This window comes from Salinivibrio sp. PR6 (assembly GCF_001995955.1).
GTDB classification, from domain to species: Bacteria; Pseudomonadota; Gammaproteobacteria; order Enterobacterales; family Vibrionaceae; genus Salinivibrio; species Salinivibrio siamensis.
Genome location: NZ_MUFA01000008.1, coordinates 98,388 through 123,782 on the forward strand (window position 1 = coordinate 98,388; position 25,395 = coordinate 123,782).

The window sequence follows — 25,395 nt, forward strand, 5'->3', positions numbered from 1 at the left end:
AACCGTGACGCCGGCCAGTGGCTTACCAACGTGGGATGAAAACACTGTGTATGTGGGCGGCGATCGTGTCCTGTATCAAGGGGTTGAGTATCGCGCCAAGTGGTGGACCAAAGGCCAGCGCCCAGACCAAGGCGGCCCATGGGAGCGCGTCGGGGATAGCCAAGCCAACCAAAGCAGTGAATGGCAAGCAACCGTCGCTTATTCGGGCGGCGCTGAAGTTGAATATAACAACCAACGCTACCAAGCCAAGTGGTGGACGCAAGGCGACAAGCCGGGCAGCGCCGCAGTCTGGCAATTGCTGTAACGAACTGCTTTTCCTCCCAAATAAAAAAACGCCCCAAGCTGGGGCGTTTTTCTTCAACGTTGAGCAAGAGGCGCTGTGCTTAACGACGCTGACGCACTGCTTCATACAAACAGACGCCGGTCGCCACGGACACGTTCAAGCTCGACACGCTACCCGCCATCGGGATCCGGATCAGCTCATCACAGGTTTCACGGGTCAAACGGCGCATACCATCTCCTTCTGCGCCCATCACTAAGGCGAGCGGCCCCACTAATTTGGTGTCGTAAACATCATGATCGGCTTCACCCGCCGTGCCCACAAACCACACGCCCTGCTCTTTGAGCGCACGCATGGTTCGCGCTAAGTTGGTCACGCGCACCAAAGGCACCACTTCAGCGGCGCCACAGGCCACTTTTCGCGCCGTGGCATTGAGCTGAGCGGACTTGTCTTTCGGGACAATCACCGCACTGACTCCCGCCGCATCCGCGGTACGTAAGCACGCCCCCAAATTGTGGGGGTCGGTGACACCATCAAGAACCAGCAACAAAGGGTTCTCGGTATTGGCGAGGATCGCCTCCAAGTCATTTTCGTTGTACTGACGGCCCGCTTTGACACGTGCCACTATCCCTTGGTGCGACGCACCTTGGGTTTTGTCGTCTAAGGCCTTGCGACCCACTTGTTGGATGCTGACCCCCAACATCGCAATCTCATTTAGCACAGGTACCAGACGTTCATCCTGGCGCCCTTTTAACACCATCACTTCGATAAAGCGGGAAGGGTCGGTCGCTAAAATCGCTTTAACGGCATGAATACCGTAAATTACTTCATTACTCATGATTTACTTCTTTTTCTGACCCGCTTTGGCTTTTTGTTTCTTCGCCTTTTTCTTACGCGCTTTTTCCGCAGGCGATTTCACTTTACGCTTTTTGCCGTTTTTATCTGCAGGCGCCTTGTCTTCTTCAACACTTGGCACCGCACCACGTTTAAGCTGTTGGCGAACCGAGGTTCGCTCACGACGGGCTTGCGGGTCTTTATTCGACTCCGCTCGGCCTTTTTTACGTTTGTCACGAGCCGTTTTACCCGGGCGACGAGCTTTGCGTTCAGAGCCTACCAGCTCAAAGTCGATTTGTCGCTCATCCAAGTTCACCGCCAAGACTTTCACTGTCACCTGATCGCCGAGTCGGAACACACGGCCAGACCCTTCGCCCACCAAGCGTTGCCCTACCATATCAAAGCGATAGTAATCATTATCGAGGTTGGAAATATGGACTAAACCATCGATATGTAGCTCATTAAGGCGAACAAAGAAGCCAAAACCAGTGACATTAGCAATCACGCCTTCCAGCTCATCACCAACGTGATCTTGCATGTACTCACATTTGAGCCAGTCCGATACATCTCGGGTGGCATCATCGGCACGTCGCTCTGTTTTCGAGCATTGCTCACCCAGCACATCCATATCATCAAACGAGTAGTGATAGCCGCCAGTGGGTGTCCAACGGTCTTGGTTTTTACCCGCTTGCTTGGCAATCAAGTATTTGAGTGCACGGTGCAACAGCAAATCCGGATAACGACGAATAGGCGAGGTAAAGTGCGCGTATTGCTTGAGCGCCAAACCAAAGTGGCCTTGGTTATCCGCTTGATACACCGCTTGCTTCATCGAGCGTAGCAGCATGGTTTGAATCAGTTCACTGTCAGCACGACCATGCACCACATGCATCAGCGCCGCGTAATCTTTCGGCGTCGGCTCAAGGCCGCCGCTGAGACTCAAGCCTAACTCGCCTAAGAAATCTTTAAAGCCGCTGAGGCGCTCTTCGCCCGGCGCTTCGTGGACACGATAGAGCGCCGGCTCTTTATGTTTTTCCACAAAACGGGCAGACGCGACGTTGGCCAGGATCATACACTCTTCGATGATCTTGTGTGCATCATTACGCTCCACCGGCACAATGCGGTCGATTTTACGCTGTGCGTTGAAAATAAACTGGGTTTCCACCGTCTCGAATTCAATCGCCCCACGTTGCTGACGTGCATCGCTCAGCACCTTATACATATCGTGTAAGGTTTCTAAGTGCGGGACCAGAGAACGGTAGCGCTCACGCAGCTCCTCGTCGCCTTCCAAGATATGGGACACCTTGGTATAGGTCAGACGCGCGTGGGAGTTCATCACCGCTTCGTAATGTTTGTAACCAGATAACGCCCCTGATTCTGAAATCGTCATCTCACACACCATACACAGGCGGTCGACTTGCGGATTCAGCGAGCATAAGCCATTAGAAAGCACTTCCGGCAACATAGGCACGACTTGGTTAGGGAAATACACCGAGTTGCCGCGGTTTTGCGCTTCTTTATCCAGCGCCGAGTCAGGACGCACATAGTAACTGACATCGGCAATCGCCACCCATAAGCGCCAGCCGCCAGAGCGTTTACGCTCACAATACACCGCATCATCAAAGTCGCGGGCATCTTCACCATCGATGGTCACCAGTGGTAAATCACGCAGATCGACACGCCCCTCTTTGGCTTTTTCTGGCACCTCTTCACTCAAGTTTTTGACTTGCTTGAGCACGGCATCCGGCCATTGATGGGGAATATCATGGGTGCGCAGTGCAATCTCGATTTCCATGCCCGGCGCCATGTTCTCGCCCAGCACTTCGACAATCTTACCGACAGGATTGGTTTGGCGGGTTGGGCGCTGCATGATCTCGACCACCACCACATTGCCCATACGCGCACCTTGGGTTTGTTCTTTGTCGATCACAATATCTTGACCAAGACGGCTATCATCGGGCACCACAAAGCCCATACCGTCTTCCACAAAGTAACGGCCTACAATCTGGCCTTGGCGCGCTTCGAGCACGCGAACCACACGGGCTTCTTTGCGCCCACGCTTATCGGTGCCAACACCCTGGGCTAAAATCACGTCACCATGCATCACGCTCCGCATTTGATGATGCGGCAGCATCCAATCATCGTGGTTGCCTTTGCCTTCTGGACGCAGAAAACCAAAACCGTCACGATGACCAATCACGGTCCCTTTGACCAAGTCCAACCGCTCGGGTAAGGCATAGCATTGGCGACGGGTGAACACCAATTGTCCATCACGCTCCATGGCGCGCAGGCGTCGACGTAGCCCTTCATACTGCTCATCACCAGCTAGGCCCAGATGTGAAAACAGATTATCGCGACTCACTGGTGCCTTGAAGCTGCGGATAACTTCCAGCAAATGCTCGCGGCTGGGGACCGGATTCTCGTATTTCTCCGCTTCGCGTGCCTGATGAGGATCGGCTGCGAGGCTGCTCGGGGTATTATTTGTCGAACCTGTGTCTTGCGACATAGACCTTTTCCTATTGGCGTATGTTGATTTCATTATATCTGTAAACTGTCGCTATTGCGCCGCGATGATCGCAGTTTGACGTTTTGTTTCAGCGCCTTGCTTGCAGGCAACGAGAGGAGCATGGCGCATTGGCCATATCAAATCAGATTGGGAACAGATGTGTATAGAGAGTGTAACGGATTTTGCGCGCAAAGTCGCCTACTGACAAGACCGACGGCTACCAGTAGCTGGTGCGCCGTTTAGCACGGGCGATAATGTTTTGCGGCATCCGCGCCTCAAGTGCTGAACGTAACTGTGCGATACGATTACGGGTGCGAGAATCCGCGGTGATGGTTTGATATAACCAGCGGTAAGCGTCTTCATAATCAAGCGGCGAACCGACATCGTCCACCAACAACTCTGCCAGCTGGATCCGGGCACGCGTATCCCCCAACGAGGCAGCTTCACGTAAATAAGGGATCGCACGGTGCTGATCTTGCTGCACCAGTGTGCCATTGGCGTAGTAACGGCCAATTTGCTCCAATGCGGCGGGTAGCCCTTGCTGAGCCGCTTGCTTCATGTAGTAAACACCGAGATCCGCGTCTTGCTCAACACACACCCCCCACGCCAGCATATCGCCATATAAAAATTCATAGGCAGGGGATCCCACACGGGTGGCACGGGCTTCAATATCTTGTACGAGCTGGCATTCGTCTTGTTTGACGCGCTCAAGGTGAGAGTTGGTTTCAAACAGCGTGATAAGCTCACTTTCTTCGTATAAAGGCACAGCCGCCCCGACGTCCGCATGGGCCGTTGCTGTCGTCAGCGTCGCTGTCGTCAAAGAAAGTGAAAAAATCAGCGTTCGAAACTTCATGCCTACTCGCTATTCAACCAAGAAACCCAACAGCAACGCGCACGCTCGCCGTGTGCTTTTTTGTATCGGCACCTTGCATACTGACTTTAGCAAAGGCGGCAAGTTTTTTCCGCTTTCACGCGATTTGGCTTCCTACGCCACACTAAAATATGAAAAAAGCCAGCGATCAACGCTGGCTTTTGGTATCGAACCGTCTTACGTGCTTAACTATTAAAAGGATGCACTTTGATAATGGTTTCGTTACGGTCTGGACCGGTCGAGACCACATCGATAGGCACACCAGTCAGCTCTTCGATACGCTTGATGTAGTTCAGTGCAGCTTGTGGAAGCTCATCCAGAGACTTCACCCCAAAGGTGTTTTCACTCCACCCCGGCATGCTTTCATAGATAGGCTCAATGTTCTCATACGCGTCAGCTGCTAGTGGAGACACCTCAACGGTTGAACCGTCTGCCATCTTGTAACCGGTACAGATTTTGATTTCTTCCAAGCCGTCCATCACGTCAAGCTTGGTTAAACAGAAGCCTGATACCGAGTTAATCTGTACCGCACGACGCATGGCCACCGCATCAAACCAACCACAACGACGCTTACGGCCAGTGGTGGCACCGAATTCAGCGCCCTTGGTACCGAGGTGCATGCCAATCTCATCATCCAGCTCAGTTGGGAATGGGCCTGCCCCTACACGGGTGCAGTAAGCTTTAGCAATCCCCAACACATAGCCAAGATGACGAGGACCAAAACCTGAGCCCGCTGCTACACCGCCAGCGGTAGTGTTCGATGAAGTCACATACGGATAGGTGCCGTGGTCGATATCAAGCAAAGTGCCTTGCGCGCCTTCAAACATGATTTTGTCACCACGCTTGCGGGCATCATCCAGCTCTTGAGTCACGTCCATCACCATGCCGGTGAGGATGTCCGCTTGCTCCATGACTTTCGCCAAGGTCTCTTCGTAGCTTACTGGCTCGGTTTTGTAGAAATGCTCAAGCTGGAAGTTATGGAACTCCATCACTTCTTTAAGCTTTTCAGCAAAGGCTTCTTTGTCGAACAAATCGCCAACGCGTAGGCCACGACGGGCGACCTTGTCTTCGTACGCAGGACCAATACCACGGCCTGTGGTACCGATAGCTTTCTTACCGCGTGCTTGCTCACGTGCTGCGTCAAGCGCAATGTGATAAGGCAGGATCAGTGGACACGCTTCTGACAGGAATAGGCGCTCACGCACAGGCACGCCACGTGCTTCCAGCTCACCCATTTCTTTCAGCAAGGCGTCCGGGGACAGCACCACACCATTGCCGATAATGCATTTAACGTTGTTGCGGAGGATACCAGAAGGAATCAAGTGTAGGACGGTCTTTTCACCGTCAATGACAAGAGTATGACCTGCGTTGTGACCGCCTTGGTAGCGAACCACGTATTTTGCATCTTCAGTCAAAAGATCAACGATCTTTCCCTTACCTTCGTCACCCCATTGGGTGCCGAGAACGACTACGTTATTACCCATCTTCTTCGATATGCAGCTAGTTAAAAATGGATTCTAGCACCTTAAAAACTCGGTTGCAGTCATTTTTTAACCGTATTGACATTTTCACTTGTCTGCTCGGTGCCAGGTGGCTGAATGCTAGGTTAAAAGCTGGTAAGCCAGCACACTCCCAATCACCACTAAGCAACCACCAATACGCCGCAACTGGGTGTCAGATTGTTCACCTAAAGCCATGACCATTTGTCGCCACTGTTTCGGCAGTAACATCGGCCCTAACCCCTCAACCACTAATACCAGCGCTAGCGCGCCCCACAAGCTAGTCATTCTTACCTCCTACGTCGAAAATAGGGGATGACGACATAAAAAAAGACAAGGCCAGAGCCTTGTCTTTTATGCGTCGCTACCCATCTAACGATTTACTTTTCTATCGCTTCAGGTTGCTTCATGTATTTGAAGAAATCACTCTTCGGATCCACGACGAGCATATCGCTCTTGCTGTTAAAGCTCTTACGATACGCTTGTAGCGAGCGAACAAAGCTATAGAACTCAGGCTCTTTTTTGAAAGCGCTGGCAAATAGCTTCGCCACTTCTGCGTCAGCTTCACCACGAGTGATCCGCGCTTGACGTTCTGCTTTGGACAGAATTGTCGCCACTTCGAGCTCCGCTTGCGCTCGAATAATTTCCGCTTGCTCGCGACCTTGTGCACGATGGCGACGGGCAACCGCCTCACGCTCAGCACGCATACGCGCATAAATCGACTCACTGATTTCACTCGGTAGGTTGATACGCTTGATACGCAAGTCAATCAACTCAATCCCTAAATCACGCGAGCCCTCGCTGGCCGCCCGCTCAAGGACACTTTTCATCACTTGATCACGTTTTTCAGACACAATCTCTTTGATGGTCTTGTTACCAATTTCGGCACGCAGGCCATCGGCAACACGACGTTGCAACAGAGATTCAGCCGTCAATTTATTACCGCCCCCTGTGGACAGATAGTACTGGCCAAAGTCTTTAATACGCCATTTGACGTAAGAGTCGATAATAACGTCTTTTTTCTCCGCGGTAACGAAGCGGTCAGCGCGATCATCCATGGTTTGAATACGCGCATCCAAGGTCTTAACGCGATCAAACAACGGCAGTTTGAAGTGCAGACCGGGCTGGTAGATTTTCGCCACGTCGTTATCCGCTTTAAGTACACGTCCAAAACGGATCACAATGCTACGCTCACCTTCACTCACCACGAAGATCGACATCAAAAAGACCACTGCCGCTAGGACGACAACTGGGATCATCATCTTACGCATGCTTAGTATCTCCCTTCTCGTGATGAACCAGAACGCGGCGCCGACTCTTGCTGTTGAGGCTGAGAGCTTTGCTCAAGCTCAATACCATATTGGCTGCTCGACGTTTCTTTACGCTGGTTAGCGCCAACGGCTGCGCCTCCCATTAGCTTATCCAGTGGGAGATACATGAGGTTGCTGTTTCCGCTTTGCGAATCCACCATCACCTTACTCGTATTGCTGTACACTTCTTCCATGGTCTGGATGTATAGCCGGTTACGCGTCACACGAGGTGCATCACGATACTCAGGCAAGAGTTTCTCAAATTGAGAGACTTCACCCTCTGCCTCGTTAACGGTACGCTCTTTGTAACCCAATGCCGCTTTTTTCAGCGTTTCAGCACGACCCGTTGCTTTCGGCAACACATCATTACGATACGCTTCGGCTTCACGGATAAAGCGGGCCTCATCCTCTCGCGCTGCAATCGCATCATCAAAGGCGTCTTTGACCTGCTCCGGTGGGCGCGCATACTGGAAGTTGACATCCACCACCAACAAGCCCATGTCGTACTTGTCGATGATTTCGTTCAGCTCAACCTGAGTGCGCTCACGCACTTCTTGACGACCACGAGTGATGATGTCATCCATCAAAGAGTCACCGACGACCGCACGCAATGCTGAATCGGTTGCTTGACGCAAGCTGTCATCTGCATTGGTCACGCTATAAAGATATTGCTGTGGATCCATCACGCGGTACTGGACGTCCATCTCCACGTTGACCACGTTTTCATCTTTGGTCAGCATCAGGCCAGAGCTATTGAGCGAACGAATCGACTCTACATCTACCGTGCTGACCGTATCCACAAAGGTTGGCTTCCAGTTCAGGCCCGGTTGAACGATACGATCATACTGACCAAACCGCAGAACCACACCACGCTGAGCTTCCCCGATGGTATAGAACCCGGAAATACCCCAGACAATGATACCTACCAGCGCGAGAACGCCTAGCCCTGCCATTCCACCGCCGAACGATGGTCCTTTACCTTTGCGGCCACCTAAGCCGCCCAATTTGCGGCTTAGTTTGTTAAACAATTCATCAAGATCCGGTGGCCCTTGATTACGGCCTCCACGATTCCCCCAGGGGTCTTTGTCGGGACCGCCATTGTTTCCTGGCTCATTCCACGCCATTCGCGCACTCCATCAAATTGATCTGACGATAATTTTTTACTCTAGCAGCCTAATCACTGACGATAAAGTCGCCGAGTTGGTTGCCTTCTCTTTTTTCTAACCGATACCAGTCCGTTTGCGGCAGCCTGACATCGACGAGTAGATGCCCATCATCTTGGTACTCTTCACTGATAACGCATCGCATCTGGTGAAATTTACTTTGCATTCGCCCAGCCATATTTGGTGGCAGCCGTAATTGATGCCGCACCATGGTGCCAGATAAACGCTCGGTAAGGGCTTCAAATATGAGCGCGATACCTTGACCAGACAACGCTGACACCCATACTGCTTTCGGAACGCCCTCTTCGTCCCGTTCAATACGAGGCTCAGCCTGATCCAGACTATCTATTTTGTTCATAATGATAAGATGAGGCACATCCGCCGCATCGATTTCATCCAACACACTGTTGACCGCTTCAATGTTGTCACCAAAGCGTTCATCACTGGCATCGACCACGTGTAGTAGCAAGCTCGCTTCTTGCGTTTCTTGAAGCGTTGCTTTAAATGCCGCGACTAAGTCATGCGGTAAGTGACGAATAAAGCCGACGGTATCCGCCAATATCGCGGTACCCACGTCGTCCACTTCAATACGGCGCAATGTCGGATCCAAGGTGGCAAACAGCTGATCGGCCGAATACACCCCCGCTTCGGTGATCCGATTAAACAAGGTCGATTTGCCCGCATTGGTATACCCGACCAATGACACAGTCGGCACTTCCGCCCGCGCGCGCGCACGTCGCCCTTGCTCACGCTGCTTCGCAACCTTATCCAGTCGCTTTAAAATCGCTTTCACCCGATCACGCACTAAGCGACGGTCTGTTTCTAACTGTGTTTCACCCGGGCCACGCAAGCCAATCCCGCCTTTTTGACGCTCAAGGTGAGTCCAGCCTCGCACAAGCCGGGTAGATAAGTGGCGTAACTGAGCCAGCTCAACTTGCAACTTACCCTCATGGGTACGCGCACGCTGGGCAAAAATATCGAGGATCAATCCGGTTCGGTCTAACACTCGGCATTTAAATCGCTGCTCTAGATTGCGCTCTTGGGCCGCGGATAAAGTGTGATTAAAAATCACAATGTCCGCGCCGACTTGTTGCACAGTATCTGCTATTTCTTGGGCTTTTCCCTCGCCAACAAAATATTTGGGATGAGGGGACTGACGGCTGCCGACAACAACTTGCAAGGCATCGACACCCGAGGATGACACCAGCATTTGAAATTCGCTGAGATCATCCCACTCGCCATCATGGGTAAAGTTTATATGAACGAGTACAGCCTGTTCACCGGCCTCGTAACGGTCAAACAAGCGATAGACTCCTTAGCAATAGAATGCTTTATTCCTCAGGTTTTTCTTGCTGACGTTCGCCCTGTGGACGCTCACCAGACCCTTGATTATTGTTGTGGTGGCTCACAGCACGTGCCGGCACAACGGTTGAAATCGCGTGCTTGTACACCATTTGATTAACCGTATTTTTTAGCAGGATCACGAACTGATCAAACGATTCGATTTGGCCTTGCAACTTAATACCATTTACTAGGTAAATGGAAACAGGAATGCGCTCACGACGTAACGCGTTCAGGAATGGGTCTTGTAATGATTGCCCCTTAGCCATTATTTCTTTTCCTTATTTGTTTGTAATTGTAGTCAATTGTCGCGGTTAAGCAGCGTCCTTGTCAGTGACAGTATACATCAAGTTTCCGTCCCTGCCGTCAACGCTTTTGTCACCGTTTGTAAAGACAGCGACGGCGTGTCGCTATCAAGCCAAGTCACATTATCCCAGCCTCTTAGCCAGGTTATTTGACGCTTGGCTAACTGGCGCGTCGCGCAAATCCCACGGTAAACGGCTTCATCATGGGTGCAACGTCCGGCCAAATAGTCCCACATCTGACGGTACCCGACACAACGAATCGATGGCAGATCGACATGCAGATCATCGCGTTCGTATAATGTGCGTACCTCTTTTTCAAACCCCGCGTCGATCATTTTATCGAAACGAAGCTCGATGCGGCGATGCAATTCGCCTCGATCCTGAGGCGCTATTGCAAATTGGTGTACCTGATACGGCAAAGGTTCACCTTTTTTTTCTGTTAATGCTGTTAGGGTCTGCCCACTGATCCGATAGACTTCTAACGCCCGCATGATTCTTTGCGGATCGTTAGGGTGGATCCGAGCGCCCGACACGGGATCAACCTCGCATAACTGAGCATGTAATGCTTCCCAACCATGCTGTTGCGCCTCGCTTTCTAACCCCTCACGGATATCAGGATCCGCACTCGGCAACGGCGATAGCCCTTCTAACAATGCTTTAAAATACAGCATGGTGCCTCCCACCAACAGTGGGATCTTACCATCGGCGACAATCGTCGCCATTTCTGTGAGCGCATCTTCACGAAAATCTGCCGCCGAGTAGGCTTGAGACGGATCACGAATGTCGATCAAACGATGCGGCGCTTGCGCTAATTCCTCCGCTGTCGGCTTGGCGGTGCCAATATCCATCCCGCGATAAATCAGTGCCGAGTCGACACTAATGATTTCTACCGGCAAGGTCTGGCGCAGCGCAATGGCCAGATCCGTTTTCCCGGACGCGGTCGGTCCCATCAAAAAAATCGCTTTAGGCAGCGGATTAGTCATGCTGTAGTGCTTCTATCACTGAGGTCAGGTCGATGCGTTTAAAGTAGCGCTGGCGGCCCTTTTCTAACGCGTCCCCCTGCCAATATTGTTCAACGTCCGATACGGTTTGTACCGCTTGCGCAAGGCTGACTGGATCCGATGCTACTGTCAACTGCTTTGCCAGCCAACAGCACATACTCGCGCTGTGATCCATGTGGGATTGCTCAGGATCTAATTGCGCTAAAAACGCCAATAACGCGGGGATAAAAGCCTGTAAGTTATGCTGTCTTAGTGGCTGACAGACTGACATCACCATTAATTGCTGCCCTTTAGGGCGAATATGAATACCAAACTGGCCAAGTAACGCCTGATACTGGATCACGCACTGGCACTCTTCTGTAGAGGCAGATAACCGTTGTGGGATCAATAGAGGTTGCGTGACTAGCCCCTCACCCAGAGCGGGTTGTAGCGCACCTTGATGGCGCCAGCATTCTAACCGGTGATGATCGGCCAGCCATAACCCCTCACCCCATGCCATCAGCACATAGTGCTGCTCAACCACCGAAAGCACCTTCCCTAATCCAGGCTGACCCGTGCTCGTGGTTGTTGAAACGGTATCAAGCGCTGCCGGGACGCTGTCGAATGGCGACAAATTCGTCGCACGCGTTGGCGTGGCACCACCTAGGTCAGTCCCGGCATCCGGTTGGGGGGTCATCAATGCTTGATACGCTTGCGTCGCTTGCTTTGAGGGTGAACGAGAAGGAGCATCCGCTCTCCCCGGCCAGTCTGAACCGTGAGAAGGTCGGCCACGCGTTGGGCCATCATCGGCGTGGTGCTTATACGCTGTATCACGCGACCAGGAAGCCGGTGATGCCCCGTCTTCCTGCCGTTTACCAGGGTAATCAGGGAACGCGTCAACCGCTTGTTGGTAAGGGTTGGGGGTGGGGTTGGCGGTCGCAGAGGCACGCGGCTGATAAGTGACCGCTTCTCTCACTTCGCCCGTCTCAGGGTTCACACTGTGGTCTTCAGGTAACGACGCTTGTTGTAAGCCGTCATAAATGGCTTGATAGATAAAATCATGCACCAAGCGCGCCTGATGAAAACGGACTTCATGTTTCGCTGGGTGCACATTGACATCCACTTGATGCGGATCGACATCAATATACAGTACGAAAGCGGCGTATTGATCCCGTGTAAGGCTTTGTTCATAACCTTGGCGAATCGCGTGATTAATCAGCTTATCTTTCATCATGCGCTGATTAACAAAGCAATGCTGCATATCATTTTGCTGACGAGCACCTTCTGGTGTGCAAATCCAGCCTGTCAGTGCCATGTCGTGATGATGCAGGTCAATCCGCAACGCATGCTCAACAAACTTTTGCCCACAAATCGCTTTCACGCGGCGTAATGGATCGCCGTTTTCTGGCACACGTCGATACTGGCGCACTTGGGTACCGTTATGGCGCAGGTTGATGGTGATATCAAACCGGCTCAATGCAATGCGCCGCAGTAACTCATCAATGTGGCCAAACTCGGTTTTCTCAGTGCGTAAAAATTTGCGCCGCGCTGGGGTGTTAAAGAATAAGTCCACCACTTCAACGGTACAGCCAACCGGGTGGGCGGCGGGCTTTACATTCACCGCCATCTCTCGCCCCTCAGCAAACGCCGACCATGCTTCTTGCTGGTCAGCAGGACGCGAGGTGATAGTAAGACGTGATACCGAGCTTACACTCGCTAGCGCCTCACCGCGAAATCCGAGGCTCATGATCGCCTCAAGATCATCCAAGCTGTGGATCTTAGACGTGGCGTGTCGACTGAGGGCAAGTTGCAGATCCGCTTTGCTGATCCCACACCCATTATCACGCACGCGGATCAGCTTGCTTCCCCCTTTTTCAATATCCACATCAATACGGGTTGCCCCCGCATCAATGCTGTTTTCTACCAGCTCTTTCACCACCGAGGCGGGACGTTCGACCACCTCCCCAGCAGCAATCTGGTTAGCAAGGCGCGCGGGTAAAATCTCAATCGCCATATCAGCTTCCTGGGATGATCAAGGTTTGCCCGACCGCCAGCGTATCAGAGCGTAATTCATTGGCGCGGCGGAGGCTCTCAATGGTCACTCCGTAATTGCTGGCAATTTTGCCAAGGTATTCACCGCGTTTGACTTTGTGTTTGACCGCTGGCGATGTCGCGCCCGGCACGCTTAGCTTTTGCCCCACCCAGAGCGTGTCAGACTTCAAGTTATTCGCGCGGCGCAGGGTCGCCACCGAGACCTGATAATGCTCGGCAATTTTGCCAAGAAACTCTCCGCGATTCACGGTGTGCGTCAGCGTACGCGTTGACGTCGTTTTGCTGGTCTTGCCTGCTAATTTAGCGACATCAACATTGGGGATCGATAACACTTGGCCAACCCGCAAGGTATTGGAGTTTAATCCATTCGCCGATTTTATCGCGGCGACGGAACTCTTATATTTTTTGGCAATGACCGACAGTGACTGGCCGGCACTGACTTTGTGTTTTACCCCGTTTTTGCGCGCAGCAAACAAGGTGCCATCCGGCGGGAAGCGCTCAAAATAATTGCGAATACCATGATAGACCGCATCCGCGAGCCGGCGCTGATGATCCCGCTGAAATAGCAGGCGTTCTTCTTGTGGATTAGAGATAAAGCCAACTTCGACGAGCAAAGACGGTATGTCTGGTGACTTTAATACCGCGAGGCTGGCGTGCTCTGGACTCGATTTATGTAATTTGGTGACTTTGCCGAGCTCCTTTAGTACGCGTTTCGCAACATTAAAGCCTTCCTTTTGCGAGTTACTAAACTGCAAGTCCAATACCGCACGACTTAAGTATTCGTCCTCATTATTCTGTGCCAGCAAAGAGCCCCCACCCAACAAGTTAGATTGCTCTTCATGTTTTTCTATCCAACGACCAATTTCACTGTTCGCACGGCGACGAGAAAGGACCCATACCGATGCGCCACGAGGTTGTGGTTTATGGAAACCATCTGCGTGCACCGAGACCAATAAGTGGGCTTTGTGTTGACGCGCAATTTCAGACCGACGGTTCAAATCGACAAAGTAATCCCCCGTCCGCGTTAAAACCGCACGCATGCCAGGAACAGCGTTAATGCGTGCCGCCGTTTGCTTAGCGATAGAGAGCGTGACATATTTTTCAAATTTACGGCTAGGCCCCACCGCACCGGGATCATTACCGCCATGCCCGGCATCAATTGCCACCACGATATCCTCGGTGCCAAAAGGCAATGCAGCCACCGTCTCACGTCGCTTCTTTTCAGCAACAGACAACGCGGGTTTATTTTTATCTACTTTCTTAGAATGGGGTAAATCAACCACCAGCCGGTGGCCATATTCTCCCCCGGGGGCGAGCGAGAAGATATGCGGCTTGGCACCGTCTTTTAACTCAAAAACTAACCGATACGTCGATGCCTCGGGCGGACTGCTCTTACGGATTTTACGCAAGATATCACTGCCTTTGACCGGCTTAGGTAAGCGCGTAGCCAGCTGGCTCTGCTTTAAATCAACCACCAGCCGATCGGGACGTGACAGTGAGAAATAGCTAAAATCCGGTTTATCTTCAAGATCTACCACCACCCGTGTCTCATTGGGGGCGGGCCATACCCGAATATTTTCAATCTTATTGGCCCAACTTGTTGCACTCAACAAACTGGCGATCATCAAGATGCAAAGCCGCTGCCACATCATGCTAGTCTTCCCATTCTAGACGGTCGATAATTGCGGTCCCAACGCGGGTATTCGCGTCAATAACCAGTTCACGTTGCTCACCGTCATAGCGCAGAGTAATGTCTAGATCGGCGCGCGGTAACCAGCCTTGGCCTTTTTCCGGCCATTCAATCAAGCAAAGCGCCTGATCATTAAAATAATCACGGATCCCCATAAACTCCAGCTCTTCCGGATCGCCCAACCGATAAAGGTCAAAATGGTATATGTGCCAGGGTGGCAATAGGTAAGGTTCCACGAGCGTATAGGTGGGGCTTTTCACATTCCCGGTATGTCCCATTGCTTGCACAAAACCGCGGCAGAAGGTGGTTTTGCCGGCGCCAAGATCACCGTGCAAGTAACAAGTGGTATTTTGCGTACATGCACGCGCCAACGCGGCACCAAACGCCACAGTGCGATCGGCATCAGTCAATGAGGTGGTAAAAGTCTGGGTCATACTACAAAGGGATCTCATCTTTATATGGGTATTCGTCGCACCTTGCATGGCTACCGCCACCCGTGCGCTAATCTACTAATTGTTGCAAATAGGGGAATAGATCGCTGGCCAATAACCCCCGTTCACCTGCCTCGGCCGCCTTATCACCCGCTTTGCCATGAAGATAGCACCCCAGAGCCGCGGCAGGAAATAAGTCTACGCCTTGCGCCAGAAGACTGCCTATGACACCCGACAACACATCGCCCATTCCCCCAGACGCCATGCCAGGGTTACCGACATTAGCAACAGCATAATTTGTGCCATCATATACGATTGTTCCCGCTCCTTTAAGTACGACAACGCCACCATAACGCGTGTGTATCGCTTTGACGGCAGCAAAGCGGTCAAGTTCCACTTCTTTGGTTTCACAACCTAATAAGCGCGCGGCCTCACCGGGATGTGGGGTGAGGATCCAGTCATCGCGATGTTGTGGCTGCCGCGCTAACTTATTGAGACCATCCGCATCAATCACCTTGGGCGTCCGGGCACTCATGGCGATCGTCCACAACGCATCCGACCACGCACTCTGGCCGAGTCCCGGGCCAATGACCAAATGTGTTGCCCATGCCAACGTCTCACTGAGTGATTGGCCGGGCTCCCACCCTTGCGTCATCAGTTCTGGCTGACGTGTTACCAGCATCAGGGTATGCGCTTTTTGCGTCACCACTTTGACAAGCCCGGCACCGGTTCTTAACGCCGCTTGCGCTGACAAGGCCACTGCGCCCCCCATGCCCTGGTCGCCCCCTAAACACAGGACGCGACCGAATTGTCCCTTGTGTGCGCTACGCGAGCGTTTAGGTAAATGCGGCTCGACCCAGTCATCACGAACAAGGTAACCCGCAGGGGTGGACTGACGCGAGAATGCTGTCGCGACATTCAGGCCTGCAAACATTAACTCACCGCGATGGGCAACCGCTTGGCCGGTGAGCAATCCTTGCTTTAACGCAATCAAGGTGACGGTCACATCGGCGTCAATAGCCACGCCTTTCACACAGCCACTATTGGCACAAAGCCCAGAGGGAATATCTACCGCAACCACAGGTACCGCCGCGAGGTTGATGGCGCTGATCGCCTGAGCAAACTCCCCCTCCACGGCACGCGATAATCCGGTACCCAAGATAGCATCGACCACCACATCGAACTGGCTGATCGTTGGTGGGTGTTCAACATAGCTACCACCACAATCTTGCCACTCTTGCCAAGCGGTCGCCGCATCACCCTCCAGTTTGCTTGGTGTCACTAGCGACCACACGGTAACGCTTAACCCCGAGGATTTGGCAAGCCGCGCAATCACATAACCATCACCCGCATTATTACCGGCACCACATACGATTAATAGTCGAGCCGCATTGGGATAATGTTGATTGATACAGTCAAACACTGACTGCCCAGCACGTAGCATTAGCTGATACATGGGAATCGACAGTGCACGCGCGACCGCTTGCTCGCCTTCACGAACTTGCTCTGCGCGATAGAAACTCTGTGGTAAACTTGTCGCCATTAAGTGCCTCCATTGATTGTACTGCACCACCCAAGGCCTCAGGATCTACCGCTATGTCGCAACCCAAGCCCGATGCATCCATTGATTTCGACCAACTTGCCCAACGTATCAAGCAATGGGGGCAAGCGCTAGGCTTCCAGCAGGTGGGGATCACGGATGTTGATCTCAAGCAACATGAAGCGCAATTACAGCGCTGGCTCGACAACGGGTATCACGGTGAGATGGCGTGGATGGCCAGACATGGGATGATGCGTGCGCGACCGGACGAACTGGTGCCAGGCACAGTGCGCGTGATCAGTGTGCGGATGAACTACTTGCCGCCTAACGCGGGCTTTGCCCAAACACTGGCAAACCCTGATTTAGGATATGTGAGTCGTTACTCGCTGGGACGTGACTACCATAAACTGATTCGGAATCGACTCAAAAAGCTGGGCCAACAGATTGAGGCTGAAGTGGGTCCATACGGATATCGTCCTTTTGTCGACTCTGCACCCGTTTTAGAGCGCCCGCTCGCGGAGAAAGCCGGCTTAGGTTGGACAGGCAAACACTCCCTGATCCTCAATGATGAAACCGGATCCTGGTTCTTTCTCGGTGAGTTATTGGTGGATCTTCCTTTACCCGTCGACACCCCTGTCGAGAATCAGTGCGGTAAATGTGTTGCCTGCATGACCAGTTGTCCCACTCAAGCAATCGTCGCAGAAGGCGTGGTCGACGCGCGCCGCTGCATTTCCTACCTGACTATCGAATATGATGGCGTGATCCCCTTAGAATTTCGCCATGCCATCGGTAACCGTATCTATGGTTGCGATGACTGCCAGCTGGTTTGTCCGTTTAACCGTGAGGCCGAGATCACCTTAGAGGCTGATTTTCATTGTCGCCCCAGCCTCGAACAACAGCCACTCACCACGCTGTTCAACTGGGATGAGGAAACCTTCTTATCGCTCACACAGGGGTCGGCGATACGTCGCATCGGGATCCAAAAATGGCGGCGCAACCTAGCGATTGCCATGGGCAATGCCCCCTTCAATCAAGCGATCATCGATAGTCTCAAGGCGCGGCTCGGTGAGGACAAGCTGGTTGACGAACATATTCACTGGGCGCTCAGCGAACAAGAGAAAAAACGACAGCGTATTGATGTCAAACCATTACCCACAGGGACGCGTCGTCTCGTGCGCATTATAGAAAAAGGATTGCCTCGTGACGCTTAATCGGAGGCTTACAAGCGGAAAGATGACGCTATTCACATAATGTGGAAAACCGTCACGCAATGCGCATTTATGGTGCGCTTTTTGATAGTTAAACACATTGATGGTGCATTAAGCGAGCAAGATCACGTAAGTGAATAACACTGTGGAAAAGCGTTAGCTAACCTGAAAGAAAACCATGTATTTTTCTTATTTTACAAGCAGTTAAGGTATGTTTGCGTTTATTTCACATGTGCAACATAGATACCGTGCCTGATGATAAGATAACCAGCACCGTACACAGCAACAAATCCATTAACTGGTTTATCCACAACGCTTTCTCTGTGGATAAGTCTGTGCAGTATTGGTAAAAACCGCGCCACCGTGCGCTTTCAGAGAAAGCATGGACAGATGGGATTTGTGTAAGAAATGATGCTTCACAGCATTAAAGATGGCGCTATCTTAAACGCCACACTGGTGGTTAACCAAGTGATTGGAGCGACACACGGGGTTCGAACCCGTGACCTCAACCTTGGCAAGGTTGCGCTCTACCAGCTGAGCTAGTGTCGCTTATTCCGAATTGTTGTTTGGAGCGACATACGAGGTTCGAACTCGTGACCTCAACCTTGGCAAGGTTGCGCTCTACCAGCTGAGCTAATGTCGCATTGCTGATGCATTACATCGCATTTTAATTTGGAGCGACACACGAGGTTCGAACTCGTGACCTCAACCTTGGCAAGGTTGCGCTCTACCAGCTGAGCTAGTGTCGCTTAGATCGACCTGATCAACATCAGATCGATATTAATTTGGAGCGACATACGAGGTTCGAACTCGTGACCTCAACCTTGGCAAGGTTGCGCTCTACCAGCTGAGCTAATGTCGCTTTCAACAGACGATTCACGTCGTTAGGGCTGCGAATTATACGAAGAAAAAACCGGGTTGCAAGTGCTGGTGAGCAATTTTTTGGTTTTTTCTTTTAATCGCTCAAAAGAGCATCAGATCGATGACTGACCCATCAGATCGTTAAGATCCTCTCTCGATAGAAGCGTAATTCTGCAATTGATTCTCGGATGTCGTCAAGCGCTAAATGGGTTCCCTGTTTAGAGAAATCATTCAACACCTCAGGTTGCCATCGACGTACCAGCTCTTTTAACGTACTTACATCCACCGTACGGTAATGAAAATAGCGCTCGAGCGCTGGCATGTGGCGATAGAGGAAGCGTCGATCTTGCCCCACACTATTACCGCAAATCGGTGACGCGCCAGACGGCACCCATTGCGATAAGAAAGCGATGGTCTGCTCAATGGCGGTTTGCTCGTCAATATCACTCTGTTGTACGCGCGCCACTAAGCCAGACTGGCTATGGGTACGCGTGCACCAATCATCCATTTTGTCGAGCTCGCTTTGCGGTTGATGTACCGCCAGGACGGGCCCCTCAGCCAGAATATTCAACTGTGCATCGGTGACAATTGTCGCGATCTCAATGATCTTATGTGTATCCGGATCCAGCCCCGTCATTTCCAGATCAATCCAGATTAAATTGTTTTCACTGAACGCCATTGAACTTGCCTTTTTTATCGATAAACCATGTATCATACTGTGCTTGATATGAAAGCCAACTTAACCGATAAGAGTCAACGTGGCAAAAAAGAAAAAACTGACGAAGGGTCAACTGCGACGGGTAAGATCCAACCAACAACGCCGGATCAAAGAGAAAGATACCGATCTGCAATGGGAAGATGCCGCACTGGAATCCGCACGGGAGGGGCGGGTTATCACGCGGTTTGGACAACATGCTGATATCGAAGATCCCGACACAGGTAAGATACACAGATGCAATATTCGTCGCACTGTCCATAGTCTGGTCACTGGCGACCGTGTAGTATGGCGACCCGGTAAAGAAGCGCTCGATGGCTTTGCTGGCGTTGTGGAGGCGGTGCATGAACGTGACTCCGTGCTCACTCGTCCCGATTATTACGATGGGGTCAAGCCCGTCGCGGCGAACATTGATCAGGTGGTGATCGTGGCCGCTATTTTGCCCGAGCTGTCGCTCAACATTATCGACCGCTACCTTATTGCCTGTGAAGCACTGGATATCGCGCCCCTGATTGTGATCAACAAAGTCGATTTGTTGGATGAAGAAGGCCATGAGATGGTCGATGATCTGCTCGATATTTATCGAGATATTGGTTATCCCCTCGTGATGGTCAGTGCGGACTCGGGCGAAGGCATGTCAGCGTTGATGACACACCTAGACCAGCATGTGAGCGTCTTTGTTGGGCAGTCCGGCGTCGGGAAGTCCAGTTTGGTCAATACCCTACTCCCCGATGTGCACGCGCATACGCATCAGGTATCGGAAAATTCAGGGCTTGGTCAACATACCACCACCGCCGCACGCTTGTATCATTTTGATCAAGGCGGCGATCTGATTGACTCCCCCGGCGTCCGTGAGTTTGGCTTATGGCATTTAGAACCGGAACAAATTGCTCATGGCTTTGTCGAATTTCGTGATTATTTAGGTGGCTGTAAGTTCCGCGATTGCAAACATGGCGATGATCCTGGTTGCCTACTGCGACAAGCGGTCGAAGACGGACACATTAGTGTCGAACGTTTTGATAGCTACCATCGCATCATTGAGAGCATGAAAGAAGCCAAAGACAACCGTCAGTTCTCGCGGAATAAGCAACACTGAGCGATTGTCACTTTACTGACAGATTCGCTACACTGCGCGCCAATAAAAGGCACGTCACTGACATCAACAACCCGATAATTGGTTAGGACTACACTGTGCGAGACGATTTGAAAGTCGGCCTACAATACCTTACGCCGAAACACGCGTTGACCCGATTGATGGGGAAACTTGCTAACTTGAAAGCGGGTTGGTTCACCACCGCTGTGATCAAATGGTTTATCAAGCAATATCATGTGGATATGAGCGAAGCAAAAGTGAGCGATCCCAGCCACTATCGCACCTTTAATGATTTTTTCGTTCGCGAGTTGAAGCCGGCGCTGCGCCCCATCGATGGCGACGAGGCAACGCTGGTCTTTCCGGCTGACGCCTGTGTCAGTCAAGCAGGCGCGATTGAACAGGGCCGCTTGATTCAAGCCAAAGGCCATAGCTTCTCTCTGACCGAGTTAGTGGGTGGAGATGACACGCTTGCGGCGCAATTTGACCAAGGCGAATTCGCCACCTTGTACCTTTCTCCTCGCGACTATCACCGCGTTCACATGCCGTGTGACGGTGTGTTGCGAGAGATGATTTATATTCCTGGCGATTTGTTTTCAGTGAACCCACTGACGGCAGAAAACGTGCCAAACCTCTTTGCGCGGAATGAGCGCGTGGTGTGCGTCTTTGATACCGCGTTTGGCCCCATGGCACAAATATTGGTCGGCGCCACCATTGTTGGCAGTATCGAAACCACGTGGGCCGGGACGGTGACCCCGCCAACCGGTGGCAGTATTCGTCGTTGGCAATATCCAACCGACGGTGAGCAGGCGATGCACTTTGCTCAAGGAGAGGAAATGGGCCGATTCAAACTGGGCTCTACCGTGATTAACCTCTTCCCGAAAGGGGCGGTACGCTTTGATGACGCCGTCTTACCTGGTGAGCCGACACAATTGGGGCAAGCTTACGCACACCGCCAGCACTAACTTCCCGCTAAAAACCTGAGAAAAATGTGAAATATGGGGCATTTATGCCCCTTTTTTGTGTCGAAATTCGGATATTTTTCCCGTTAATCCAAGATAAAGCGCCGTATGATACGGATATTCCATTACTGATAATAAGGCGCACGCGACTCTTCGCGTCTAAGGCGGAACGCGCTCGCCCATCCATGACGAAGGAGCGTATTTGTGGTTAATGCTCGTTTTATCAAATTGCTGGTCGCCCTCGGCTTACCGCTGTTACTACTGTTAGTCCCTACCGATTGGTTACCCATTGCTAACCTCACTATCATTCAGCACCGTTTGTTAGCGATATTTCTGATGGCGGCCTTGCTGTGGGTCCTTGAGCCTGTGCCGGTGTTTTCAACCTCTTTGCTGATCATTACCCTGCAGTTGGTGATGATATCCGATAAAGGCTTACACTGGTTTCGCGGTATCACACTGCATCATCCTCGCGGAGACTTAATTCCTTATACCGACATTCTCAGCGCCTTTTCATCCCCTATCATTATTCTGTTTATGGGCGGGTTTTCACTGGCTATTGCCGCATCAAAATATGAACTCGACATCAATTTGGCACGTGTGCTGTTGAGGCCGTTTGGTCACCACCCTAAATTTATCATGCTTGGCCTGATGCTGATTACCGCAGTATTTTCGATGTTTATGTCAAACACTGCCACCACGGTGATGATGCTGGCCCTATTAACGCCAATTATCGCGGTGTTACCCAAAGGTGATCCTTTGGTCAAGGCACTCGTGCTTTGTATTCCCGTGGCAGCGAATACCGGTGGCATTGCCACACCTATCGGCACACCACCTAACGCTATTGCCTTACAGTATTTAACGGGGGAGTATAAAGTCTCTTTTCTGGGTTGGATGCAGATGGGCCTGCCTTTCGTGATCGTTCAGCTCACCTTCGCCTGGTGGCTATTACAACGGCTCTTTCAGAGTCAACAAACCCGCGTGAACCTCGCTTTAGAAGGCCGTTTTTTACAAAGCTGGCAGGCTTACACTGTCTATATCACCTTCGCCCTCACGATCGTGCTGTGGCTCACCACCAGTTTGCATGGCATGAATACTTATGTGGTGGCGGTGATCCCACTGGCGATTTTTACCCTCACTGGCATTATTGGTAAGCCAGAGCTCAAACAAATCAACTGGGATGTATTGTGGCTGGTCGCTGGCGGGATTGCCATGGGGATCGCGCTCGACCAAACCGGCCTAGCCGCGGCGCTCGCTCATGCGGTCGATTACAGCCTGCTTACCGCCATGACGGTGCTGGTTACCTTGTCGATTATCTGCTGGCTGATGGCGAACTTTATGTCCAACACAGCCACCGCTAACCTCTTAATGCCGATAGCCGCGGCCATCGCGACCTCCATGCCCGCACTGGCAAGCATTGGCGGTATGCAGGGGCTATTGATTGTGGTCGCCTTTTCCGCTTCCTTGGGGATGATACTGCCGGTCTCGACGCCACCCAATTCCCTAGCATATTCAACCGGATTTATCAGCAGTCAAGATTTGGTCAAAGTCGGTATCATCTTAGGCATAAGTGGCTTAGGCCTAGTTTATACCGCTGTCCTCTTACTCACATGACAATCGTTTAACGATTGAGACACAAAACGATAGATTCGCCCCAGAACGAGAAAATTGATATTTTTCATCCGCTAAAAATGGGATAACACTGATGATGTGAGTAAGACAGCCAGCTGAGCTTTGAGGATAAACCCACTTTTTGCAAAATTCTTTATCCCTCATTGACTCAAGCTTTCTACAATTAAGCAGATACTCAATAAGAAAGTGTCATCAAAACGTGGTAGTACGAGGGATCTTTAATGAAATTCACCATCAAGACCAAAATATTGCTTGCTGTTGCTTTGGTCGTTGCCTTAGTCAGTGCAGTACAGGCATGGTTTTCCGTTAACCAATTGGAACAAGAGACGCAGCAAAACGTCACTGAGCAAATGCGCGATGTCGGTCTTTCCACCAGCAACTTTATCGAAGAGTGGCTAGATATCCGCAGTGACATGCTAGTCGCCAATGTGCCACTGATTGCGACCCAGCCGAATGTCGATCGTGAATTATTGCTGACCAAGCGCCAGGGTAACTTTCTCACCGTTTACGCCGGCTTTGCAGACGGCTCGATTGCTTATGGTGACAAAACAGAAAGCTGGCCGGCCAATTATGACCCGCGGACTCGACCTTGGTACAAACAAGCCAACGCCGCCAATGAGCTCATTATCACACCGCCTTATGTCGATGCCAATGGTGCCGGGATGGTGATCAGTTTTGCCAAATCGTTCGATCAACGCTTTGAGGGCGTTATCGCGGCGGATCTCTCCGTTGACGCCATTGTGCAAGAAGTGCTCAACGTGCGGTTACCCAACCAAGGTTTCGCCTTTTTGGTGGACGGGAATAACAATGTCGTCGCTTATCGGGATACCGCGCTCAGTACCAAAGCGCTCACCGAGGTTGACGATGAGCTCACCCCCGCTTTTATCCAAAAGGCCCGTAACAGTGACGCACTCGCGAGCATTACCTTTGACGGTGACGGAAGAGAAAAGCTGCTCGCCGTGACGCCCGTTGAAGGCGCTGACTGGAGCCTTGGCGTGGTACAAGACAAAAAGTTGGCGTTTGCGTCTGTCTCAGAGCAGATTGTGTCCACCTTAGTCACGTCAGTGATTCTCTTTGTGATCATTGCATTGATTGCCGGCGCCCTTATCCACCGGATGTTAGCCCCCCTGACCCAACTGACACAGGCAGTGAGCTCGCTGTCAAAAGGCAGTGGGGATCTGACTCAGCGCCTTGATATTGTCCGTAAAGATGAAATCGGTGAGCTAGCCGGGCACGTCAATGCGTTTCTTGAGCAGTTACAAGCGATGATAGGCCGCAGCGTCACCCAGAGTGTCACCTTATCGGATCGCGCAGACCAATGTCGCAATCTTGCTCACCAGTCCAGTAGCTTGGTGGGGCAGCAACAAGGCGATGTCGATCAAATTGCTACCGCCATCCATGAGATGTCGACCACCGCCAACGAAGTTGCGAGTAACGCTGAACAAACCGCTCGCTCTGCCCAAGAAGCGGAGAGCTCTTGCCGTGATGGATTAGAGGTGGTGGAGAGCAACCGTGATGCCATTACCCAACTGGCGGAGCAAGTGGAGCAAGCGACGGATGTGATTCGAGAGTTGGATACCAATTCACAAAGCATCAACCAAATCATCTCCACCATTCAGGATATCGCTGAACAAACCAACCTACTCGCGCTTAACGCCGCCATTGAGGCCGCCCGAGCCGGCGAACAAGGTCGTGGCTTTGCTGTCGTCGCCGATGAAGTGCGTGTATTGAGTCAGCGTACTCATGACTCCACGGAAGAGATCCGTAACATGATTGAAACGCTACAAAACACCACTCAACGCGCGGTGGATGGCATGACCCAAAGTAATGATATGGCAACCTCAAGTGTCGAGCGCGCGGCCTCAGCGAGCGAGAAACTCAACGAAATCACCCGTGCAATTGGCGACATTTCTGAGATGGCGGCACAAATTGCCAGCGCAGCTGAAGAGCAACGTGCGGTGACCGAGGATATCAACCGCAATACCCAAGCGGTGCGTGACCTATCGTTAGAGATCCACCAAAAATCCAATGAAACGGGCGAGCAAGGTGAGCAAATGGCGCAAGATGCGCAAGAAATGCACAACGACCTCTCCAAGTTCAAAGTATAACCTGAGCCACTGCAGTCTGCCTG

The 25,395-nt window shown here is 51.8% G+C and carries 21 protein-coding genes and 4 tRNA genes; 6 read left to right on the top strand and 19 right to left on the bottom strand.

Annotated features, from left to right (window positions below; genetic code table 11):
* Positions 1–4: 4 nt before the first annotated feature.
* A complete protein-coding gene (locus BZG72_RS16610; RefSeq protein WP_443508083.1) occupies positions 5–304 on the top strand; it encodes a carbohydrate-binding protein in 300 nt (99 codons plus the stop codon).
* 79 nt (positions 305–383) lie between these two features.
* On the opposite strand, the gene rlmB is transcribed toward BZG72_RS16610, so the two are convergent.
* The 14 genes from rlmB to BZG72_RS09265 form a co-directional block, all read right to left on the bottom strand.
* On the bottom strand, positions 384–1,118 hold the full coding sequence (gene rlmB / locus BZG72_RS09195; RefSeq protein WP_077606416.1) for a 23S rRNA (guanosine(2251)-2'-O)-methyltransferase RlmB: 735 nt from the start codon (positions 1,116–1,118) through the stop codon (positions 384–386).
* 3 nt (positions 1,119–1,121) lie between these two features.
* On the bottom strand, positions 1,122–3,617 hold the full coding sequence (gene rnr, locus BZG72_RS09200) for a ribonuclease R (RefSeq protein WP_077666606.1): 2,496 nt from the start codon (positions 3,615–3,617) through the stop codon (positions 1,122–1,124).
* 217 nt (positions 3,618–3,834) lie between these two features.
* Complete coding sequence (gene motX / locus BZG72_RS09205) at positions 3,835–4,470, bottom strand: flagellar protein MotX (protein WP_046074374.1); 636 nt, start codon at positions 4,468–4,470, stop codon at positions 3,835–3,837.
* 203 nt (positions 4,471–4,673) lie between these two features.
* Positions 4,674–5,972 carry an adenylosuccinate synthase gene (locus BZG72_RS09215; protein ID WP_046074376.1) on the bottom strand — a complete coding sequence of 433 codons (1,299 nt, stop codon included), beginning with the start codon at positions 5,970–5,972 and terminating at the stop codon, positions 4,674–4,676.
* Between the two features lie 117 nt (positions 5,973–6,089).
* Positions 6,090–6,275: a DUF2065 domain-containing protein gene (locus BZG72_RS09220; RefSeq protein ID WP_046074377.1), complete on the bottom strand. Its 186-nt coding sequence runs from the start codon at positions 6,273–6,275 to the stop codon at positions 6,090–6,092.
* 92 nt (positions 6,276–6,367) lie between these two features.
* Complete coding sequence (gene hflC, locus BZG72_RS09225) at positions 6,368–7,258, bottom strand: protease modulator HflC (protein ID WP_046074378.1); 891 nt, start codon at positions 7,256–7,258, stop codon at positions 6,368–6,370.
* A gap of 2 nt (positions 7,259–7,260) precedes the next feature.
* On the bottom strand, positions 7,261–8,421 hold the full coding sequence (gene hflK / locus BZG72_RS09230) for an FtsH protease activity modulator HflK (RefSeq protein WP_046074379.1): 1,161 nt from the start codon (positions 8,419–8,421) through the stop codon (positions 7,261–7,263).
* 49 nt (positions 8,422–8,470) lie between these two features.
* Positions 8,471–9,763 (bottom strand): ribosome rescue GTPase HflX, encoded by a 1,293-nt coding sequence (gene hflX / locus BZG72_RS09235; protein WP_077666607.1) that lies wholly within the window; start codon positions 9,761–9,763, stop codon positions 8,471–8,473.
* Positions 9,764–9,791: 28 nt separating this feature from the next.
* Positions 9,792–10,070 carry an RNA chaperone Hfq gene (gene hfq, locus BZG72_RS09240; protein ID WP_077666608.1) on the bottom strand — a complete coding sequence of 93 codons (279 nt, stop codon included), beginning with the start codon at positions 10,068–10,070 and terminating at the stop codon, positions 9,792–9,794.
* Between the two features lie 77 nt (positions 10,071–10,147).
* The gene (miaA, locus tag BZG72_RS09245; protein WP_077666609.1) at positions 10,148–11,089 is read right to left on the bottom strand and encodes a tRNA (adenosine(37)-N6)-dimethylallyltransferase MiaA; all 942 of its coding nucleotides are present in this window, start codon (positions 11,087–11,089) and stop codon (positions 10,148–10,150) included.
* Entirely contained in the window at positions 11,082–13,100 is a 2,019-nt protein-coding gene (gene mutL, locus BZG72_RS09250) for a DNA mismatch repair endonuclease MutL (protein WP_077666610.1), read from the bottom strand. Before mutL ends, miaA begins: the two co-directional genes overlap by 8 nt.
* Position 13,101: 1 nt before the next feature.
* Entirely contained in the window at positions 13,102–14,790 is a 1,689-nt protein-coding gene (locus BZG72_RS09255) for a LysM peptidoglycan-binding domain-containing protein (protein WP_077666611.1), read from the bottom strand.
* Between the two features lies 1 nt (position 14,791).
* The gene (gene tsaE / locus BZG72_RS09260; protein WP_077666612.1) at positions 14,792–15,262 is read right to left on the bottom strand and encodes a tRNA (adenosine(37)-N6)-threonylcarbamoyltransferase complex ATPase subunit type 1 TsaE; all 471 of its coding nucleotides are present in this window, start codon (positions 15,260–15,262) and stop codon (positions 14,792–14,794) included.
* A 67-nt stretch (positions 15,263–15,329) separates the two neighbouring features.
* The gene (locus BZG72_RS09265; protein ID WP_077666613.1) at positions 15,330–16,802 is read right to left on the bottom strand and encodes a bifunctional ADP-dependent NAD(P)H-hydrate dehydratase/NAD(P)H-hydrate epimerase; all 1,473 of its coding nucleotides are present in this window, start codon (positions 16,800–16,802) and stop codon (positions 15,330–15,332) included.
* Positions 16,803–16,882: 80 nt separating this feature from the next.
* Here BZG72_RS09265 and queG point away from each other — a divergent pair, with 80 nt between their 5' ends.
* On the top strand, positions 16,883–18,010 hold the full coding sequence (gene queG, locus BZG72_RS09270; protein WP_158010030.1) for a tRNA epoxyqueuosine(34) reductase QueG: 1,128 nt from the start codon (positions 16,883–16,885) through the stop codon (positions 18,008–18,010).
* Between the two features lie 470 nt (positions 18,011–18,480).
* Here the strand turns inward: queG and BZG72_RS09275 are convergent.
* The 5 genes from BZG72_RS09275 to orn all read right to left on the bottom strand — a co-directional run bounded on the left by BZG72_RS09275 (position 18,481) and on the right by orn (position 19,547).
* Positions 18,481–18,556 (bottom strand) — tRNA-Gly (locus tag BZG72_RS09275).
* An 18-nt stretch (positions 18,557–18,574) separates the two neighbouring features.
* Positions 18,575–18,650 (bottom strand) — tRNA-Gly (locus BZG72_RS09280).
* Positions 18,651–18,680: 30 nt separating this feature from the next.
* Positions 18,681–18,756 (bottom strand) — tRNA-Gly (locus BZG72_RS09285).
* A 37-nt stretch (positions 18,757–18,793) separates the two neighbouring features.
* A tRNA-Gly gene (locus tag BZG72_RS09290) sits at positions 18,794–18,869 on the bottom strand.
* Positions 18,870–19,001: 132 nt separating this feature from the next.
* Entirely contained in the window at positions 19,002–19,547 is a 546-nt protein-coding gene (gene orn, locus BZG72_RS09295; protein ID WP_046074388.1) for an oligoribonuclease, read from the bottom strand.
* Between the two features lie 79 nt (positions 19,548–19,626).
* Here orn and rsgA point away from each other — a divergent pair, with 79 nt between their 5' ends.
* From rsgA to BZG72_RS09315, 4 genes are all read left to right on the top strand, one after another.
* On the top strand, positions 19,627–20,679 hold the full coding sequence (rsgA, locus tag BZG72_RS09300; protein WP_046074389.1) for a small ribosomal subunit biogenesis GTPase RsgA: 1,053 nt from the start codon (positions 19,627–19,629) through the stop codon (positions 20,677–20,679).
* 158 nt (positions 20,680–20,837) lie between these two features.
* Positions 20,838–21,638, top strand: coding sequence for an archaetidylserine decarboxylase (asd, locus tag BZG72_RS09305; protein WP_152799775.1), 801 nt, complete (start codon positions 20,838–20,840; stop codon positions 21,636–21,638).
* Between the two features lie 201 nt (positions 21,639–21,839).
* Positions 21,840–23,246 (top strand): SLC13 family permease, encoded by a 1,407-nt coding sequence (locus BZG72_RS09310; RefSeq protein ID WP_046074391.1) that lies wholly within the window; start codon positions 21,840–21,842, stop codon positions 23,244–23,246.
* 239 nt (positions 23,247–23,485) lie between these two features.
* Positions 23,486–25,372, top strand: coding sequence for a methyl-accepting chemotaxis protein (locus tag BZG72_RS09315; RefSeq protein ID WP_077666614.1), 1,887 nt, complete (start codon positions 23,486–23,488; stop codon positions 25,370–25,372).
* Positions 25,373–25,395: the final 23 nt, after the last annotated feature.

What these genes read in the sequence shown, in the direction of transcription:
- tsaE (WP_077666612.1), bottom strand. Translation starts at nt 15,262, where the DNA reads ATGACCCAGACTTTTACCACCTCATTGACTGATGCCGATCGCACTGTG.
- rlmB (WP_077606416.1), bottom strand. Translation starts at nt 1,118, where the DNA reads ATGAGTAATGAAGTAATTTACGGTATTCATGCCGTTAAAGCGATTTTA.
- miaA (WP_077666609.1), bottom strand. Translation starts at nt 11,089, where the DNA reads ATGACTAATCCGCTGCCTAAAGCGATTTTTTTGATGGGACCGACCGCG.
- mutL (WP_077666610.1), bottom strand. Translation starts at nt 13,100, where the DNA reads ATGGCGATTGAGATTTTACCCGCGCGCCTTGCTAACCAGATTGCTGCT.
- asd (WP_152799775.1), top strand. Translation starts at nt 20,838, where the DNA reads ATGGGGAAACTTGCTAACTTGAAAGCGGGTTGGTTCACCACCGCTGTG.
- motX (WP_046074374.1), bottom strand. Translation starts at nt 4,470, where the DNA reads ATGAAGTTTCGAACGCTGATTTTTTCACTTTCTTTGACGACAGCGACG.
- BZG72_RS09315 (WP_077666614.1), top strand. Translation starts at nt 23,486, where the DNA reads ATGAAATTCACCATCAAGACCAAAATATTGCTTGCTGTTGCTTTGGTC.
- BZG72_RS09220 (WP_046074377.1), bottom strand. Translation starts at nt 6,275, where the DNA reads ATGACTAGCTTGTGGGGCGCGCTAGCGCTGGTATTAGTGGTTGAGGGG.
- hflK (WP_046074379.1), bottom strand. Translation starts at nt 8,421, where the DNA reads ATGGCGTGGAATGAGCCAGGAAACAATGGCGGTCCCGACAAAGACCCC.
- rnr (WP_077666606.1), bottom strand. Translation starts at nt 3,617, where the DNA reads ATGTCGCAAGACACAGGTTCGACAAATAATACCCCGAGCAGCCTCGCA.
- hfq (WP_077666608.1), bottom strand. Translation starts at nt 10,070, where the DNA reads ATGGCTAAGGGGCAATCATTACAAGACCCATTCCTGAACGCGTTACGT.
- orn (WP_046074388.1), bottom strand. Translation starts at nt 19,547, where the DNA reads ATGGCGTTCAGTGAAAACAATTTAATCTGGATTGATCTGGAAATGACG.
- BZG72_RS09215 (WP_046074376.1), bottom strand. Translation starts at nt 5,972, where the DNA reads ATGGGTAATAACGTAGTCGTTCTCGGCACCCAATGGGGTGACGAAGGT.
- BZG72_RS09265 (WP_077666613.1), bottom strand. Translation starts at nt 16,802, where the DNA reads ATGGCGACAAGTTTACCACAGAGTTTCTATCGCGCAGAGCAAGTTCGT.
- BZG72_RS09255 (WP_077666611.1), bottom strand. Translation starts at nt 14,790, where the DNA reads ATGATGTGGCAGCGGCTTTGCATCTTGATGATCGCCAGTTTGTTGAGT.
- hflC (WP_046074378.1), bottom strand. Translation starts at nt 7,258, where the DNA reads ATGCGTAAGATGATGATCCCAGTTGTCGTCCTAGCGGCAGTGGTCTTT.